Source organism: Dactylosporangium sp. NBC_01737 (genome assembly GCF_035963215.1).
GTDB lineage: Bacteria > Actinomycetota > Actinomycetes > Mycobacteriales > Micromonosporaceae > Dactylosporangium.
The window spans coordinates 5037513-5055024 of record NZ_CP109153.1 but is presented as its reverse complement, the minus strand read 5'-3'; the positions used below and the strand labels follow the sequence as shown (position 1 = coordinate 5055024).

15 protein-coding genes are annotated in these 17512 nt (G+C 67.8%); 8 read left to right on the top strand and 7 right to left on the bottom strand.

What is annotated here, in order from left to right; translation table 11 throughout:
* Positions 1 to 7 precede the first annotated feature (7 nt).
* On the top strand, positions 8 to 838 hold the full coding sequence (locus OHA72_RS22850) for a helix-turn-helix domain-containing protein (protein ID WP_327009814.1): 831 nt from the start codon (positions 8 to 10) through the stop codon (positions 836 to 838).
* Between the two features lie 629 nt (positions 839 to 1467).
* Here OHA72_RS22850 and OHA72_RS22845 read toward each other — a convergent pair.
* The 3 genes from OHA72_RS22845 to OHA72_RS22835 form a co-directional block, all read right to left on the bottom strand.
* The gene (locus tag OHA72_RS22845) at positions 1468 to 1869 is read right to left on the bottom strand and encodes a reverse transcriptase domain-containing protein (protein WP_327009813.1); all 402 of its coding nucleotides are present in this window, start codon (positions 1867 to 1869) and stop codon (positions 1468 to 1470) included.
* A gap of 227 nt (positions 1870 to 2096) precedes the next feature.
* Positions 2097 to 3833, bottom strand: a complete 1737-nt coding sequence (locus OHA72_RS22840; RefSeq protein ID WP_327009812.1) for an MFS transporter — start codon at positions 3831 to 3833, stop codon at positions 2097 to 2099.
* A 254-nt stretch (positions 3834 to 4087) separates the two neighbouring features.
* The gene (locus OHA72_RS22835) at positions 4088 to 4897 is read right to left on the bottom strand and encodes an Arm DNA-binding domain-containing protein (protein WP_327009811.1); all 810 of its coding nucleotides are present in this window, start codon (positions 4895 to 4897) and stop codon (positions 4088 to 4090) included.
* Between the two features lie 334 nt (positions 4898 to 5231).
* On the opposite strand from OHA72_RS22835, the gene OHA72_RS22830 reads away from it, so the two are divergent.
* The gene (locus tag OHA72_RS22830; RefSeq protein WP_327009810.1) at positions 5232 to 6359 is read left to right on the top strand and encodes a hypothetical protein; all 1128 of its coding nucleotides are present in this window, start codon (positions 5232 to 5234) and stop codon (positions 6357 to 6359) included.
* 469 nt (positions 6360 to 6828) lie between these two features.
* On the opposite strand, the gene OHA72_RS22825 is transcribed toward OHA72_RS22830, so the two are convergent.
* On the bottom strand, positions 6829 to 8238 hold the full coding sequence (locus OHA72_RS22825; protein WP_327009809.1) for an IS1380 family transposase: 1410 nt from the start codon (positions 8236 to 8238) through the stop codon (positions 6829 to 6831).
* A 130-nt stretch (positions 8239 to 8368) separates the two neighbouring features.
* Between OHA72_RS22825 and OHA72_RS22820 the strand changes: the two genes are divergently transcribed.
* Entirely contained in the window at positions 8369 to 9124 is a 756-nt protein-coding gene (locus OHA72_RS22820) for a DinB family protein (RefSeq protein ID WP_327004316.1), read from the top strand.
* 603 nt (positions 9125 to 9727) lie between these two features.
* On the opposite strand, the gene OHA72_RS22815 is transcribed toward OHA72_RS22820, so the two are convergent.
* Together OHA72_RS22815 and OHA72_RS22810 are read right to left on the bottom strand one after the other, a co-directional pair.
* Positions 9728 to 10921, bottom strand: a complete 1194-nt coding sequence (locus OHA72_RS22815) for an RNA polymerase sigma factor (protein ID WP_327009808.1) — start codon at positions 10919 to 10921, stop codon at positions 9728 to 9730.
* On the bottom strand, positions 10918 to 11292 hold the full coding sequence (locus tag OHA72_RS22810) for a YciI family protein (protein ID WP_327009807.1): 375 nt from the start codon (positions 11290 to 11292) through the stop codon (positions 10918 to 10920). Before OHA72_RS22810 ends, OHA72_RS22815 begins: the two co-directional genes overlap by 4 nt.
* 115 nt (positions 11293 to 11407) lie before the next feature.
* Here OHA72_RS22810 and OHA72_RS22805 point away from each other — a divergent pair, with 115 nt between their 5' ends.
* Positions 11408 to 12895, top strand: coding sequence for a DHA2 family efflux MFS transporter permease subunit (locus tag OHA72_RS22805; RefSeq protein ID WP_327009806.1), 1488 nt, complete (start codon positions 11408 to 11410; stop codon positions 12893 to 12895).
* Between the two features lie 121 nt (positions 12896 to 13016).
* On the top strand, positions 13017 to 14504 hold the full coding sequence (locus tag OHA72_RS22800) for an IS1380 family transposase (RefSeq protein ID WP_327009805.1): 1488 nt from the start codon (positions 13017 to 13019) through the stop codon (positions 14502 to 14504).
* A 766-nt stretch (positions 14505 to 15270) separates the two neighbouring features.
* On the opposite strand, the gene OHA72_RS22795 is transcribed toward OHA72_RS22800, so the two are convergent.
* Positions 15271 to 16401: a tyrosine-type recombinase/integrase gene (locus tag OHA72_RS22795; protein ID WP_327009804.1), complete on the bottom strand. Its 1131-nt coding sequence runs from the start codon at positions 16399 to 16401 to the stop codon at positions 15271 to 15273.
* A 115-nt stretch (positions 16402 to 16516) separates the two neighbouring features.
* On the opposite strand from OHA72_RS22795, the gene OHA72_RS22790 reads away from it, so the two are divergent.
* The 3 genes from OHA72_RS22790 (at position 16517) to OHA72_RS22780 (ending at position 17498) form a co-directional block, all read left to right on the top strand.
* A complete protein-coding gene (locus tag OHA72_RS22790) occupies positions 16517 to 16981 on the top strand; it encodes a hypothetical protein (RefSeq protein WP_327009803.1) in 465 nt (154 codons plus the stop codon).
* Positions 16982 to 17001: 20 nt separating this feature from the next.
* Positions 17002 to 17247, top strand: a complete 246-nt coding sequence (locus OHA72_RS22785; protein ID WP_327009802.1) for an integrase — start codon at positions 17002 to 17004, stop codon at positions 17245 to 17247.
* 62 nt (positions 17248 to 17309) lie between these two features.
* A complete protein-coding gene (locus tag OHA72_RS22780; protein WP_327009801.1) occupies positions 17310 to 17498 on the top strand; it encodes a hypothetical protein in 189 nt (62 codons plus the stop codon).
* The last annotated feature ends 14 nt before the right edge of the window (positions 17499 to 17512 follow it).

Below are 17512 nucleotides of genomic sequence, written 5' to 3'. Positions count from 1 at the left end.
GGCTGCCGTGCTGCTGCGACTGGCGTACCTGGCTGTGACAAACGCGTTCACGGTGCTGCGGCTGCTGCCGACGAGCAATCGGGACAAGGATGTGGAAATCCTTGCCCTGCGCCATCAGATCACGGTGCTGGAACGCCAACTGGGCAAGGACAAGGTGCGGTTCGACGCGAGCGATCGGGCGTTCCTGGCGGCCCTACTCCACAGGCTGCCGCGCGACGTGCTGCGCCGGGTGCGGCTGCTGGTGCGCCCCGACACGGTGCTGCGCTGGCATCGTGACCTGCTCACCCGCCGTCACGCGGCCGTCTCCCGACCCAAGCGCCCGGGCCGGCCGCGCACCGTGCACTCCGTCCGGACCCTGGTGCTGCGCCTGGCACGGGAGAATCCCAGCTGGGGCTACCGGCAACTGCACGGCGAACTGCTCGTACTGGGGATCAAGGTGGCCGCATCCACCGTCTGGGAGATCCTGCAAGACGCCGGGAACGACCCAGCGCCCGAGCGGGCGGCCAGTACCTGGGCCGACTTCCTACACTCCCAGGCCGACGCCCTGCTGGCCTGCGACTTCCTGGAGACAGTCACCCTTACCGGAGCACGGATGTACGTATTCGCGGTGATCGAGCACACCAGCCGCCGAATCCACATCCTGGGCGCCACCCCGCACCCAACCACCGCATGGGTGGCACAGGCCGCGAAGCACCTTGTCATGGACCTCGAAGACACCGGTTCCCGAGCGCGGTACACGATCCGCGACCGGGACGGCAAGTTCCCCGAAATGTTCGACACCGTCCTCGCCGACGCGGCATCGACGTCATGCTCAGCGGCATCCGCATGCCGAGCATGAACTCGATCATGGAACGGTGGGTCCAGACCTGCCGCCTGCGAACTGCTGGACCGGACCCCTGATCCGGAACCAGTAGCACCTGCTCCACGCCCTGCACGAGTTCGAACAGTTCTAGCCAGGTAGCCCCGACGCATTGCTGTGCCGGGGCCCCTTCAGGACCGTACGAGCGCGTTCCCACGCATACGGCCCAAGCAAGCCACGAGGGCGGTTCGGGCTTCTGCTGCTACTGCGCGGTGACCGTTGCTGCCCGGACAGGATGCTTTCTCCGGGAGCAGTGGGCGTGTACCAGGTGTGTTCGTTGATCGCGTGACGTACCGGGTTGGTCGTGGTGGACGAGGTAGTCCGCCGCGATCGCCTTCTTGGTGACCCAGAGGTACCACCATTCCCAGCCCTGCGGGGTCTGGGGCGGATCCGCGAAGGTCAGCAGGTCGTCCCTGCACAGGGTGCACCGTCCGTCCTGTTTGGACAGCAGGCGAACGGTGTAGGAATCCAGTGGAGGTTTGACTCTGCGTCGGCGTCGCGCCCAGTACCGGGTCAGGTCGGGTCGTCGGTTGACGCCTTCCCCTTGACCAGGGTGTGTCGCGCGATGTCCGTCCAGGCCCCCTTGATGGCCGTCTCGCTCGGCTTGATCAGCAGCTTGCCGTTGCGGTAGCGCCGCAGGTCGAAACCCAGGAACGCGAACCCTCGGTGAGGTGCACGATCCGGGTCTTGGCCTCATTGAACGCAAGGCCCCTCGGCGCCAGCCACGCGGCCAGCCTCGCCTTGACCTGCTCGGCCTGCTGCCTGGATGTGCAGCAGGCGACCAGGTCGTCGGCGTACCTGGTCACCGCCGGGCTGCCGGGTACGACATCGTCGGCGTGGATACCGCCTCGATAGCGAACCCCGGCGGCCTCCTCCAACCCATGCAAGGCAATGTTCAAGATCAGCGGACTGACCACACCACCCTGCGGCACGCCTTCGATGGTGGGCGTGAACCCTACCCCGGCCTCGACCACCCCGGCCTTCAGCCAGCCACCGACCACACCGATCACTCGGCCAACGACCATCGAACCCGCCACCGCACGTCGTCGACCTCGCCGCCGCCCGGGTCCAACGACGCCCGATCCTGGGCGGGCTGATCAACGAATACACGCAGGCCGCGTAGCCGAAACCCGACTTACGAGCCCCACAGGACGATTAATCGGCACCTACACGATTGCCTGATGATCCTCTCGCGCCCTCGGGATGCGGCGTCACCGACGCCGCGCCATCACTGCGGTCAGCCGGCGGCACTGACCAGGTCGAGCGCGCGCATGTCGTCCGCCGATTCGGCGGTGCCCGACCCGGAGCGGTACACGTGGATGCCCGGAGCGACGAACCGCTCGACGCGGGGCGGGCCGGCCGCGAGGGACGCCGCACGGTCTTGCAGTGACTTCTCCCAGGCGGTGTTGCGGTCGTGGATGTGGCGTTGGTGCTCGTCCCAGGATAGCAGCGCGTAGGTCTCTACGAACTCCCCCGTCGTGCCCAGTGGACGCGACAGGCGCCAGTCGTTCGCTCCGGTACGTTGCCTGGAGCGACCCACGTCGCGCATCGCGGCTACGAACGCATCCTCATCCGTCGTCGCCACGTGGTACCTGCACACCACGAGGACCGGACCGGCGTGCGGGTGGGGCTCGACCTCCACCGCGGGGTGCTCCGGCCACATCGCCGCCGGGTGGTGGCTCATACGTGTCGTGTCGTGCAGCGGCTGGCGCCACGCTGCCCAGACCGCGGCGGCGAGGCAGCCAGCAGCCGCCACGAACGTCCACCGGGTACCGATCTGGCTGCTGCAGAAGCCCCAGGCGAGAGCGCCGATGCCCTGGCCACCGAAGATGACGACCTGGTATACAGCGAGTCCTCGGGCCCGTACCCAAGCCGGCAACACGTTCTGGACCTCGGCGTTGACGTGGGCGAGCGCGACCACCCACGCGATGCCGGCCGGGACCAGCGCGGCCGCGACCACGATCGGCTGCTGCACGCACGCGAGCACGAGGACCGCGCACGCATACGTAGCGCCGGCCGCCAGAGCGATGCGCCTGCCGCACAGCGCGGCACGCAGCCGCGGCTGGAACAGCGCGCCGAGGACGGCCCCGACGCCCAGTGCTGCGAGCAGGATGCCGTACCCGACCACGCTCAGGTGCAGGTGCCGGCTCGCGAACATCGGCAGCAGCGCCCACAGGGCTGACGCCGGCAGCAGGAAGAGCAGCGCATGCAGCATGATCCGCTGCACGACCGGCGCGTGTCGTATGTACCGGGCGCCAGCGCGCAGACCGGCAGCGAAACGCTCAGGGCGGCGCGTGGCGGGCCGGTGGGCGAGGCGGAGCCGGAGCATGACCGCGACGAACATCACGACGGCAAGGCCGTCGGCCGCGAAGACCGAGGCCGGACCCATCCGTGGGATGAGCAACCCTGCAATGGCGGGGCCGACCGCTCGTGACAGGTTCATGCTGATGGAACCGAGCGCCGACGCCTGCGTCAGCTGCGAGCCCGGGACCAGGTCCGGGGTGAGCGCGCCGAGTGCGGGCACGCTCAACGCCACGCTGACGCCCAGGGCGAACTGCATTGCCAGCAGCACCCCGGGATGCACGGTGCCATCGATGGTCACCATCGTGAGCCCCGCGCAGATCGCCACCGTGCACAATTGCACGCCGATGATCAGCCGGCGGCGGTCGAGGATGTCCGCCATGACGCCGGCCGGCACGGCCACCAGCAACATCGGCAGCATGCCGGCGGCCTGCTGCAGGGCGATCAGCACATCGGCCTGCGGTGCGCCGACAATGAGCCACTGCGCACCAACCGCCTGCATCCAGTTGCCGATGTTGACGGCAAGGGTCACCAGCCACACCGCACGGAACGCACGAGAACGCAACGGCGCCCAGGCGGACGACGCCGAGTCCGATGCTTCCGATGCCGCGGTCTGCGCACCCACGATGAAGAGGCCTCCACAACAAGCCGAGATCAGGACCGTGCACCCCAAGTGTTCGATTCCGGGAGGCCGTGATCATCGCCGCTACCATCCGTCGTCCGGGCCCGCCAACCGGGTATCGCTTCTACCTGCCAGCGGGTAGTCGCCCGTCACCCTTCGGTGGGCGGCCGCGGTGGTGGAATCCGGCGGCGCCGTCGGCGGGATGCCGCGGTTCGGGCCGGGCCGCGGTTCCCCGGACAGGAGCCGGCGCGGGGGCTCCGTTGCGTTGAGTGTTGGCAAGATCGAGGCAGACTTGAGCGGTGAAGTCATCGATCCGTCCTGGCCCGTGGCTGCCGCCGAAGTCGGCGTTCGCCGGGTCCGATCGCGACCGACCGCTTGCTCTTGCTCTTGGGTGCCTTCTCGATGGCGCCATCGCGCGAGGTGGTGGTGCGTTGCCAGTACACCTGCAGTACACCGCCATCGAGGTCGACGCGGTCCCACTTGAGCCCGAGCAGCTCGCCGCGGCGCAGTCCACCGACGATGGCGAGCACCCACGCCGCATACAACCGGTGCTCGGCGTGGCAGGCTAGGAACCGGCCGGCCTGCTCAGCCGTCCAGACGCCCTTCCGACCGGCGGTCTCCTTCTGCTCCCGCCGCGGCTTGCGGACGCCCTCGATCTCGATATGCAGATCCGCCAGGGCCTTCATCAGCACCCGGTGCACGTTGCCCACCGTCGTGCGCGACAGCGGCCCACCGCGCTTACTGCCCCGCGTCAGCAACGTCTTGTACAGGTCGTGGATGGCTCGCTTGTCGAGGGTGTACACCTGCCGGCTGCCCAGGTGAGGTGAGATGTAGCACCACACGATGTCGCGGTAGTTGCCGAGGGTCGTTTCCTGCACGTCCAGCTCCCGCTCGCCGAGCCACTGCTCCAGCTCGGCGGCGAAGCTGCCGTCGGCGGCCAGGTCGGCACGGGCGTAGGTCTTGCGGGCTTCGGTCTCCGCCGCTTGAGCGTCCTCCTGACGGAGGAAGCCCTTCCGGTTCATCTGCCGACGCCGACCGTCGGCCGCCGGGGGTAGGTCGATGGTGAACTGCCAGCGCGTCTGGCCACGGGACAGCTGGTAGCTAAAGATAGCCATGGGTCGATCTCCTCCGCTAACGGGGTGAGAACTCGACCGACTGTGCGCGATCTCCGTTAGCGGAACCGTTAGCGGAAACCAGGCAAGATCTTGAATCTTGCCTGGTCAGCCATGGTCGGGACGGCGGGATTCGAACCCACGACCCCTTGACCCCCAGACCATTGGGGTCAACGTTTCCGCACGTCAAACACGGTATGCATACGGTCAGCGCGTGCGGTCCGAGGTGCGCCGTCCACCATCACGCACGACGTGCGGTCCCCGTCAGGTCCCCGAGTCGCGGTAGCCCCGGCAATGCGCGCCCTCACACCATGCGGAATCTGCTAACTTCGCGGCGATGTTGACGAGCGAGTCAGGGAGCCGACCGTGGCCGGGCGGGTTCGATGTGGTCTCCGAGCCGGATGTCGTCACGCTGTCCGGCGCTGGAGCACGGGTCTATCGGACGCCGTACGCGACCTACGTGCTGGGCCCCGATGCGTTCATCGTAGTTGTCGAACCCGGTGACCGGCCGGACGGTACCGCCGTGCAGGATCGCCAGCTACTCAAGCTCACGGGGCCACTCCCGGATGAAGTCAACACGTTTCTCCTCCAGGACCTCATTCACCAAGGACCGCGCAGCCCGGCAACGGAGACTGCGCTGCTCGGATTCGTGCGCGTCGAAGGCGGCTGTATGCCGCTTGGTCCCATTGCCCTCGGGGGTGGCGGTGTCTATGACCCTTGTGAGGAAAGGCTTGTCGAGTACCGGCTCCGTCTGAGACACGCGCTGCCATTTGAGGCGCTGGACCGGGCACGGCCGCCGCTGCACCCACCGCCGCCTCCGTCCACGACATGGCTGGACCTCGTGCCGGACGACCCAGTGGCAGCGACCCGCGAGTTCATCACCGGCTGGTATGCCGACGTGCCGCCGCGCAGAGACGTCGTGGTGCCGCGATCGGTTCCCGCTGCGCTCGCTTCGTTCCATACCGCGGCGGCCGGACGCGACGAGGTACTCGGCCGGCAGGATCACCTGTTCCCGCCTCATATGTTGCATCCAGGCGAGGACGGCTGGCTGGAGTTCGGCGCCGAGAACCAGGGCGGCTTCGTCCTCGCCTTCGATCCGGCGACGCCCGATCCAACGGTGTTGTACCGGTACTGGACGGACGAACCGATCGTCGACCCCCATCCCCTGAGCACATTCCTACTACTCTTCGCGCTGTACGAGGCGTCGTTCACCGGCCCCTACCTCGCTTCCGCGAACCTCACGACCGAGCAGGCGCAGCAACTCACCCAAGAACTCCGACGTGTACCGCTGCGAAATCGATGGTGGCCATCGACGGACACCGAATTCCATGTCGGTAACGGCCTCATCGTGCAACTCACCCCGGCCGAAGGCGCCACCTGGTACACGTTCACCAGCGCTCGACACCGCGCACACCTTGAGCCGCTCCGCCACCTCGACATCCGGTGGAAGATCTTTCAGGGGTGACCACTGACAGCCGTGGTTCTGTCTTGACCAGTGGTCAAGGTGCGCTATGCGAGCAGCACTTGACCGATCTGGTCCCCACAAAGCCAAAATGGGCCAACCCAAAAATGGATCAGCCCTCTGACCTGCGTCGGGACGGCGGGATTCGAACCCACGACCCCTTGACCCCCAGGCTTGCAACGGCTCCACTGTGGAGTATCGGCTCGTGTCGGCCTGTGTTCTCACATCCAAGTGACCTGCCCATATTAACACGGCTGCGTGTTGGCCGGTGTTGCGTCATGCTTCCGTGTCCGCCTGGAATTGATCTCCGCTGTGAGCGCGTTGTTAGCCTCGGTCTTTCGCTAAGTGTTGATCAAGGGAGGTGTTCTGAGAGTTGATCTTTCTTGGTCCGGGGTTCGGCGTTTGGGCGTGACGGTGGTCCGGCGCGTGGCCGGGTTCCTCCAGGGCTGATCGCAGGGTCGGTTGGGTTGGTTCAGCCGACCGGTCGGGGCAGTGCGGCGAGACGACTGTACGCAGCGACGAGATCTGTTGCCCAGGGCCAATGTTCGGCGATGCGAAGGCGGATGCGGCGGGCCGAGGTGGTGAGGCGTGCGGCGATGTGCAGCAGTCGGTAGCGCAGCTTCTTCGGTTCGGCGACGGCGAGGTCGCCGTGCAGGAGCAGCATCTGGGTCCAGGAGAGCAGGTCGATGCCGGTCAACGCGAGTTGCAGCCAGGCGGCGTTGATGGCGAAGACGCGGGAGGGGAACCGGCCGAAGCCGGTGTCTTTCCCGGTGCGGATGCGGTCTTCGACGCGGGCGTGGCCGCGGTGGCGGGCCTCGAGGAACTGCACCGACCCGCCACCGGCTGGGGTGTCGGTCGCCATGACCTGATGGCGTAAGCCTTCGACGGTGTCGAACAGCGACAGTTGGGCACCCGGGTGCGGCACTTCGCGGCGGGCGATGAACCGGGTCCCGGGCGGGAAGCCGTCGTCCGGGACGAGACCGGTCAGTTCGCACACGTCGGCGCCGTCACGGGGTTCCCCGTCACTGTCGAGGGCCGGCACCCACCGACTGTACGTTTTGGCGGTCAGGATCGCCTGCCGGATCGGTTCGGTGATCGCGACTCCGACGGAGAATCTGGCGTCGACACCGTCACCGCGCAGGCCACGGATGTGGGCGAGCAGACCCTGGGTGCAGCCGGCCGAGTCGGCGCGGATCAGGATCGGGGTCCCGTGCCGGAACTGGTCCGGGATCTGGGTGAGCGCGTCGTCCAGGACGGTGATGTGGTCGGCGGTGGTGTTCGACCCGGCCCGCCCTTCACGCAGCATCCCGGACAGCGCTTCGCGGGTGTTGTCCAGGAAGCAGAACAGCGGGTGGTAGCCGAACGAGCGTTTCCAGGTCGGTGTGGCCGCCTCCTTCTCGGAATGGCAGATGACGATGGAGGCGTCCAGATCGAGGACCAGGCCGGGAACGGGTAGCCCGGCCGCGGTCGTTTCCGGCAGCCCACTACGGACGTCGATCCGTTGCGCCCAAGCGGTTTCCCGCGCCTGCGCCCGCGCGGTGGCGAGCCGGCGCAGCATGTCACTGTCCATCATGGACAGCAGCCGCCACGCGGTCGGGTCGGACGCGACCGGCCCGAACAACTGCGCCTGGTCCCGCAGCACGGCCAGGTCCGCGATCGCCTCACCACCGTCGGCCAGCATGACGGCCAGATCGACCGCGACCCGACCAGGATCGTGACCACCGCGACGCTGCCGCACACCGGCGAGCGCATCGCTGCACGCCGCGGTCAGGCCAGTCACTGCGGCGACATCGGCGAGGAGCCGGGCACCGGCATGGCTGACCACGCCACGCCCGTCACCACTCACCACGATCTTCGGGCGCGCTCCGGTACGCTTCACCATGCAAATGCCCTCCGGGCGGGATGGATATGACCCTAGACAAGTCCTATCTTCCCAGCTCAGACGGCACCTGTTCTCTATTGACCCACCATGTGGGCAGCCCATAACGAAGGGCTGAGGCTAGGATCCGGCGATGGCAACCTATAGCGGACCGGATGACCTGAGCGGCACCGAGTTCATCGAGACAAACTTTGCGGGCAGCGTGTTTCGCGAGGTGGATCTTAGCGGTGTCCGGATCCGCGGTGCCCTGCTCAACGGCGCCGACCTCGACGGGGTGATCGACGGGCTGCGGGTCAACGGCGTCGAGGTTGCACCGCTGGTCGAGGCCGAGCTGGACCGTCTGCACCCGGAGCGCACGCGACTGCGTCCGTCCACACCGGACGGTATGCGGATCGCATGGGAGACGGTCGAGGCGTTCTGGGCGCCGACGATGGCGCGGGCGGGATCGATGCCGGAGCAGGACGTTCACCGGTCGGTGGACGGGGAGTGGTCGTTCGTGCAGACGCTGCGGCATCTGGTGATGGTCACCGACCTGTGGTTCGGCCAGGCGGTGCTGGGGCGGGACCGGCCGTACCATCCGCTCGGGCTGCCGGCGGCGTTCATCACCAACGGCGCGGACCTCGGCATGGACCTGGCTGCCGAGCCGAGCCTCGCCGAGGTAGCGGCGGTCCGGGCCGACCGTGTGGCCGAGGTGCGGGAGTTTCTCGCCACCGCCACCCAGGAGGACCTGGACCGGGTCCGCGAGCCGGAGGTGCCGTCCGGCTGGCCTTCGCCGGCCCCTCGTGCCGCCTCCGCGTGCCTGCGGGTCATCTTCAACGAGGAGTGGGCACACCACAGCTTCGCCGTCCGCGACCTCGACACGATGGGAGACTCGACGAGCGCGATCTGACGTCGGCAAGGCCGGTCACTGCGGCGACATCGGCGAGGAGCCGGGCACCGGCATGGCTGACCACGCCACGCCCGTCACCACTCACCACGATCTTCGGGCGCGCTCCGGTACGCTTCACCATGCAGGTGCCCTCCGGGCGGGATGGATATGACCCTAGACAAGTCCTATCTTCCCAGCTCAGACGGCACCTGTTCTCTATTGACCCACCATGTGGGCAGCCCATAACGAAGGGCTGAGGTTAGCGCCCTCCAATCAAGTGCCGTTCGTGATGTTGCGTCCACGCTGGAGAACTTGCGCGCCACCATCACGGGCCCTTTGTGCGCCATCACGTCGGCCAAGACTCAGGGTCGCTAGCCGCGATCGTGCGGACCCGGCTCACGAGCATGCAGTACCGACCCGACCTCCTCGCCGCATTCATCGCCGAAACGGGGCTCGCCCTGCAACCCCAACCACCGTAATCACCCCGACCTTTCAGCCTCGGGTAGTTCCCACCGGTCCAGCGCGGACGCCACCTCTCCATCACCTCGCTTCCGAGGCGTCGCTCATGCTACTGAGCGGTTGAGCGCCGCGTTCGGGCCAGGTGCCGCCAGCTTGCGCCAGCCATCACCGACCGGCCCGGGCTTCGAGGTAGCCGCGTTCGGGGCCGCTGAGCGTCCGCCGGGCCGCCAACTCGTAGTGGTCGCGGGCGGTCACCCGGTCACCGGCCAGGTCGAGCAGATGCGCGCGCACCGCGTGGGTCCGGTGGTGGCTGGCCAGCGCGGGATCGGTCTCGGCCCGGTCCAACTGTTGCAGACCGGCCCGCGGACCATGGACCATGGCGACCGCGACGATACGGCTGAGGCTGACCATCGGTCCGGGCGCCACCGCGTGGAGGACGTCGTACAGGCCGAGGATCTGCCGCCAGTCGGTGTCGTCGTAGCGGGCAGCCTCGTTGTGCACGGCGGCGATCGCGGCCTGTAACTGGTAGGGCCCGGCCGGATGCCGGCCCAGAGTCTCGGACAGGATACGACCGCCTTCGGCGATGGCCTCAGCGTCCCATTGGCCGCGATCCTGTTCGACCAGCGGCACGAGGGCGCCATCCGACCGGGTCCGGGCGGGCCGCCGGGCGTCGGTCAGCAGCATCAGGGCGAGCAGCCCGGCCACCTCGCCGTCGTCCGGCCTGAGCCGGCGCAGTTGTCGGGTCAGGCGGATGGCCTCGGCGGTCAGCTCGACCCGCTGCAGGTCGGGACCCGAACTGGCGGTGTAGCCCTCGTTGAAGATCAGGTACAGCACGTGGAGGGCGGCTTCGAGGCGATCGGCGGCGGGCGGGAATGTGCCCCCGGCGGCCTTGATCCGTTGCTTGGCCCGGCTGATGCGCTGGCCGACGGTCGCCTCCGGGACCAGCAACGCGCGGGCGATCTCGGCGGTGGTCAGGCCACCGACTGCCCGCAGCGTCAGGGTGACCTGAGCGGCCAGAGTCAGCGACGGGTGACAGCAGAGCAGCAATACGGTGAGGGTGTCGTCAACCGTGGAGACCGGCCCAGGATCAACGGTCTGCCGCGCGGCCGCGATCTCCTCCCGGCGGCGGCGGGCGGCGTCGCTGCGCCATCCCTCGATCCGGCGCCGGGACGCGGTCGTGATCAGCCAACCCTTCGGGTTGTCGGGCACGCCCTCGACCGGCCATTGGACGGAGGCCGCGAGGAGGGCCTCCTGGACCGCGTCTTCACAGGCGTCGAGATCGCCATGGTGCCGGACGAGCGCGCCGAGAACATGCGGCGTGAGTTCCCGCAGCAGATTCTCGAGGTCCGGCGGTCTCACAGATCGACTCCGACCCCGACCGAGCGGAGGTCCAGGATCGGCCGGACCTCGACTCCGCCCTGAGCCGCCTCGGGCATCCGGGCGGCATACCCGGCCGCGCGTTCGGCACTCTCGCAGTCGATCAGGTAGAACCCGGCCAGATGCTCCTTCACCTCGGCGAACGGTCCGTCGCTGGTAAAGGTCCGGCCGTCGCGTACCTCGACGAAGGTGGTCTGCGCCGGATCGGTCAGCGCCTCCGATGCGACCAACTCCCCGGTCGCCGCGAGGTCGGCTGTGATGACGAGGTGGGCCCGTCCGTGCTCCAACTTCTGATCGTGGGAGAGCTGATCCCAGATCTCCGGGCGGTTGTAGAGCAGGATCAGGTACTTCACCGAAGCCTCCACCCATCTGAAAGAAGTGCGCGCCGTCGTGTCGAAGCCGGCTCCTCAGCTTCTACGTCCCTCACGACCGGCACCCATGGGGGGTGCCGAACCGGGAGGACAGCACGTGAACGCAGGCAGCGCATCGAGCCATTATGAGGCGAGCACCGCCTCGAACCAGCCGGACCCCCGACGCTGGCGGACTCTCGGCGTGCTCGGCCTTGTCCAGTTCATGCTCGTACTGGACATGACCGTGGTCAACGTTGCCCTACCGCGGATCCAGCACGATCTGGGGTTCGACGGCTCCGGCCTGGCCTGGGTCGTCAACGGCTACGTCCTCATGGCCGGCGGCCTGCTCTTGCTGGGCGGACGCCTGGCAGACATGTACGGCCGCCGGCGGGTGTTCCTGGCCGGCGTCGGCGTATTCGCGCTGGCGTCGGCCTTGTGCGGCCTGGCGAACGGACCGGCCATGATGGTGTCGAGCCGGATGTTGCAAGGCGTGGGCGAGGCCCTGGCCGCGCCGGCGGCCCTGGGCCTCATCGCGCTGCTGTTCCCCGACGACAAGGAACGGATCAAGGCGTTGGGGATCTGGGGCGGGCTGACCGGGCTGGGCGGCGTGTCCGGCACAGTGATCTCCGGAGCCCTGACCGACCTCGCCTCCTGGCGGTGGATCTTCTTCATCAACGTACCGGTGGCCGTGTTCGTGCTGTTCGTGGTGCCACGGCTGGTATCGGAGAGCCGGATGGTCCGCGACCGGCAGCGGCTGGACGTGTCCGGTGCGGTCACCGCCACCGGCGGCCTGACCGCGATCGTCTACGGCCTGCTGCGGGCGGTCACCCAGCCCTGGGGATCGGCGGCGGTCCTGCTGCCACTGATCGGCGGAGTCGGTCTGCTGGTCGCCATGGTCGTGATCGAGGCCCGGTCGGCGCATCCGCTGATCCCGCTGCGCTTCTTCCGCAACCGCACCCGCGTCGTGGCCAACATCCTGGCGCTGCTCAACACGGCCGCCTTCTTCACCTACGTGTTCCTGCTGACTCTGTTCGAACAGCAGGTGCTGCGGTACTCGCCGCTGCAGGGCGGACTGTCCTACCTGCCGCTCGGGTTCGGCATCGGCGCCGGCATCGCGATCGGGACCGGGCTGATGCCGCGCCTCGGGGTCCGGCCGTTGCTGGCCATGGGGTTCTTCGGGGCCGCCACCGGCCTGCTCCTGACCAGCGGGATGAAGGTCACGACGACGTACGTCGGTGGGATCCTGCCGGGAATGATCGTGCTCGGCGTCTCGTCCGGGTTGATCTTCCCGGCGGTGGTCAACGCCGCACTGCATCAGGTCACCGGCCAGGATTCCAGCCTCGCCTCCGGTGTACAGAACGCCATGCAACAGGTCGGCGGCGCCCTCGGCCTGGCCGGTCTGGTGACCCTCGCGTTCCGGTACACCGGCGACCAGGTCGGGGCCGGCGTCGAACCGTTGGTCGCGGCCAGCGAGGGCTACGCGCTGTCGCTGCGGATCGGCGCGGTCGCGCTGGCGGCCGCCGGGGTGCTCGCGCTGGTCCTGCTCGAACGGGTCAGCGCGCAACCCCGCAATCCGGCCACCGAATCAATCGGAGGTCTTCCTTAGCCCTGATCCACCGATGAAATTGATGTGGCTGTGGCAGGCCGGGCGCGACGATGCCCCCGCGAGCTGGAAAGATAGAGGTTCTTGAGGCTTCTATCGTCCGGTTCGAGAGGGCACCGTCGGGGTGAGAATATCGCACGGCGCGACGCGGGTGCGCGCATCGTTTGATGATCCGAGTCTGGTGTCGTGTGCCGGGCTGGAGCCGGTGATGGCCCTCGCCCAGCGGTGTGACCTGCACGGCATCGTGGCTGCTCGGCTGCGTCTGCCAACGGACAAGGGGTCCAACGCGTCGGGGAAGGTCGCTGCGATCGTGGCGGGCATGCTGACCGGCGCCGACTCGATCGAGGACCTGGACGTGCTGCGTCACGGTGGGATGCCGATCCTGTTCAGCAGCGTTTATGCGCCCTCGACGCTGGGCTCGTTCCTGCGGGCGTTCACCCACGGCCACGTCCGGCAGTTGCAGGCAGCCGGACGGCAGTTCCTGGTCCGGCTGGCCGGACAGGCGCTGTTGCTGCCCAGCGCCGGCGCGGTCACATTCGTCGACGTCGACTCGCTGCTGCGGCGGGTCTACGGCAAGCAGAAACAGGGCGCAGGGTTCGGTCACGCCAAGGTCGGCGGCTACCAGGTCCTGCTGCGCGGCCTGAACCCCCTCGTCGCCACGATCAGCACCCCGGACGCGGCGCCGGTGATCGCCGCGACCCAGCTCCGCGCGGGCAACGCCGGTTCAGCCCGGGGCGCGGCGGCACTGGTCGCCGAGGCCGTCGCCACCACCAAAGCGGTCCTCGCAGCCCAACCCGCCACAGCTGCAACGACAGCCGCAACGGCGGCTGAGATCATGGTCCGCGCGGACTCGGCGTTCTACTCCCGCGCGGTCATCACCGCCTGCCGCCGGGCCAGGGTACGGTTCTCGGTCACCGTCCGCATCGACGCCAAGGTCCGCAAGGCGATCGCCGCGATCGGCGAGGACGCCTGGACCGAAATCCGCTACCCACAACCGGTCTGGGACGAAGACCAGCAGCGGTTCATCTCCCGCGCGCAGATCGCCGAGACCACCTACACCGCGTTCGAAGGCACCCGCCACGAGGTCACCGCCCGGCTCATCGCGCGCCGCGTCCCCGACCTGAACAAATCCACAGTGGACGAACAGGGTGCGCTGTTCACCGTGTGGCGTTACCACGCCGCGTTCACCGACAGCCCGTACGTCCTCGTCCAGGCCGAGGCCCAGCACCGCGGGCACGCCATCATCGAACAGGTCTTCGCCGAACTCATCGACGGGCCCCTCGCCCATCTGCCCTCCGGCCGGTTCAACGCCAACAACGCCTGGCTGGCCTGCATCGCCATCGCGCACAACCTCACCCGCGCCGCCGCCACCCTGGCCGGACGACCTCACGCCACCGCCCGCGCCGCCACCATCCGCCGGCACCTGATCAACGTCGCCGGGCGGATCAGCCGACACGCCCGTACCGTCACCATCCACCTGCCGCAACACTGGCTCTGGCAACACAACTGGCTACGACCAGGCGGCCGTGGGGAATGGCTTGGTAGCACGGAGCCTACGATGCCTTCGACGGAACCTGCGGGCTCTCGACCCGATCCTCATCGAGTTTCCTGACAATGCTCCGACCAGGGAAAATGGCGTGTCCTAGTGACACGGCCTGTCACTTGGTCGGGGCCTGTTTTCCCAGTTCATGAACTGTTTCCGTCGACTAGATCGACACGTAGCTGCGGAACCCAGGATTAGGTGTCGGATCTGGTGCGGTCCGATCGGGCGCACCCCGACGTCGGCGGCGAGCCAGCTGGTGACGTTGTCCGGCCGCAGTGGTTGGCCGGTGCGACCGGTGAACATCTACCGCGAACGGAACGCTAACGGATGGCACCCCGCGACACTGACAGCACTTGATTTTGCGTCAAGTGCGATGTGCCCAAAAAGGGACCAACCTGGCGTTGACTAGGGCATTCTGCCCGGTTTTGCCCGAACTATTGTTAGCGCCACCGTTAGCGCGCGCTAACGAGAACCGTCCAACGTGTACATCATGAGCTTGAATATTCCCAGCTCACACTGTCGGGACGGCGGGATTCGAACCCACGACCCCTTGACCCCCAGTCGTCGGAGGCCCCAGCGACGTGCTCAAGCACGTTCTCCCAGGTCACCACAAAGTATAACTGGCCGAGTAAAGGGGTCCGCGATCCAGCCGGTCCGGACTGCGTCACGTCCATAGTGGACGATCGGCGACAGGTCCACGTCGTCAGCCAGATCCTCACCAAGCGCCGGGTCCGGCGACATGGCAGCACCGCGTGGGCCGGACATCGCGCAGGCACTTGATGAGGCCCGACCCGCCCTTTCCCGATCGGCGGCACGCCGTCGGACCCGCCGATCCTCATGTCAGCATCAGCGGCTCGCATACCGCATTCCCGTGCGGTACAGCATCGCCCGGTGCGACCAGTTCCACGATGTGCTCGGCGGCTTGACGGCGGCGCACCGCGCTGACCCGGGCGTAATAGCGCATCAACGTCGCCGGGTCGTGACCGAGCCGCTCGGCCACCTCGCAGATGCCGTACCCGGCATCCAACAGGCTGGAGGCGAGCAGATGCCGGACCTGATGCGGGCCGATCGGCCGGACCCCGGCCGCGGCGGCGAGCCGGTTGAACCGGCCACTGACATTGTCCGGCCGCAACGGCCGACCACAACGGCCGGTGAACATGTACCCCGACACCCGCGCCGCCCTCACCCTCGGCCTGCTGCCGGTCAGAGTCTCGACGGTCGCTGAGTCCAGCAGCAGACTGTGGATGCCATTGTGCGACTTCGGCGGCTTCTCCCGCACCCGACTGGCGGGATCTTCGACCACCCGTTGCCGGCGGACCGTCAAGGTCGCCAGGTCCGGTTCCAGGTCACACCACCGCAGCCCGCACAACTCACCACGGCGCAGACCGGTCATCAACAGCAGCCGCCACAACGGATACAACCGATCCCCCGCAACATGTTCGAGGAAGCACCGGGCCTCACCCAGCGTCCATACCGGCCGCAGTTCGTCGCTCTCCCGCGGCCTACGGACACCCAAGGTCCGGCCGGTCTGCTCCACGAACGCCTTCGCCAACACCAGATCCAACGTCCGCAACGTCGTCCGCGAATAGCCCGCTGCCTCCAACTGCCGATAAGCATCCTCCACCATCCGCGCGCTCAACCGGGACACCCGCACCCGGCCCACATACGGGTAGACCAGGCCCAGCAGCCAGCCATAGTTGTAGACGGTGTTGGGCTGCAACTCCTGCACCCGAGCGTCCAACCAGTCCTCGCACACCGCCTGGACCGCGTCCGACAACCGCAGCCGGGGCCGTTGCGCGTCATGCAGCCGGCTCAACCGCCGATACTCGTCCAGCGCCGCCCGTTCCGTGACGAACCCGGACCGCCGGGCCTGCCTCCGCGCCCCAGTCCGATCACGTCCCAACTCCAACCGGAACCCGAACAACCCGGTCGCTGGATCCTGCACGATCACATCGACATCGGCCACGACAACCTCCGCCGGCCACTGTCCTCGGCCCTGGAACGAGCCCTCCCTTCCATAGGACCGCTACCCGGCACGAACCACAAACGATGTTCCCACCACAGGATGAACCCCCAATCGAGTGAACCACCTCGATCTCGGCGGGCAGCGAGTCCGGTTCGAGCCGGCTGATCGCGTGTGCAAGGTCGCCGCGTCGACAGTCTGGGAGATCCTGCGCGCGGCGGGGATCGATCCAGCCCCGGCCCGCGCGACCACCACGTGGGCGCAGTTCCTGCGTTCGCAGGCCGAGGCGTTGCTGGCCGTGGACTTCCTCGAGACGGTCACGCTCACCGGCACCAAGATGTACGTCCTGGCAGTCATCGAACATGCCAGCCGCCGCGTCCGGATCCTCGGTGTGACCGCGCACCCAAGCGCGGCGTGGGTGACGCAGACCGCCCGCAACCTCATGATGGACCTCGAAGACGTGGGATGCTCGGTGAAGTACCTGATCCGCGACCGGGACGGCAACTACCCGGCCCAGTTCGACACGATCCTCGCCGACGCCGGCATCAACGTTGTACTCACCGGCGTCCGGATGCCCGGATGAACGCGGTGATAGAACGCTGAGTGCGGACCTGCCGGCGTGAACTGCTCGACCGGACGTCAATCCTCAACCAGCGACACCTGCTGCACTCGCTACGCGAGTACGAGGTCTTCTACAACCGGCACCCGCCGCATCAGGGCATCGCCAACGCCCGGCCACTCACGCCGCTACCCGAACCGATCACCGACCCGCACCGGCTCGCCCACCTGAACATCCATCGACGTGACCGCCTCGGCGGCATCCCCCACGAGTACGATCATGCCGCCTGACCTGCCCGGATGAGATTCTCGGCAGCTACAACGTCCACACGGATGTCACCCTGTGGTTTCCAGTGGCTTTGGACCTCGAGCAGCCGATCACACCAGATCGGGGCGAGTTCACCGGGTGGGGCTGGTACCCACGCGCCGAGGTCATCGCCTGGCCGGCCGAACGCACCGACCCGCAGTTGGGCCGGTTCCTCACCAAACTCGGCCGGCTGCGGGCCACGACCGCTGCGAAAGCCGCTGATGCCGGCCGATAGCCGACGCCACCACA

What these genes read in the sequence shown, in the direction of transcription:
- OHA72_RS22830 (WP_327009810.1), top strand. Translation starts at nt 5,232, where the DNA reads ATGTTGACGAGCGAGTCAGGGAGCCGACCGTGGCCGGGCGGGTTCGAT.
- OHA72_RS22835 (WP_327009811.1), bottom strand. Translation starts at nt 4,897, where the DNA reads ATGGCTATCTTTAGCTACCAGCTGTCCCGTGGCCAGACGCGCTGGCAG.
- OHA72_RS22820 (WP_327004316.1), top strand. Translation starts at nt 8,369, where the DNA reads ATGGCAACCTATAGCGGACCGGATGACCTGAGCGGCACCGAGTTCATC.
- OHA72_RS22825 (WP_327009809.1), bottom strand. Translation starts at nt 8,238, where the DNA reads ATGGTGAAGCGTACCGGAGCGCGCCCGAAGATCGTGGTGAGTGGTGAC.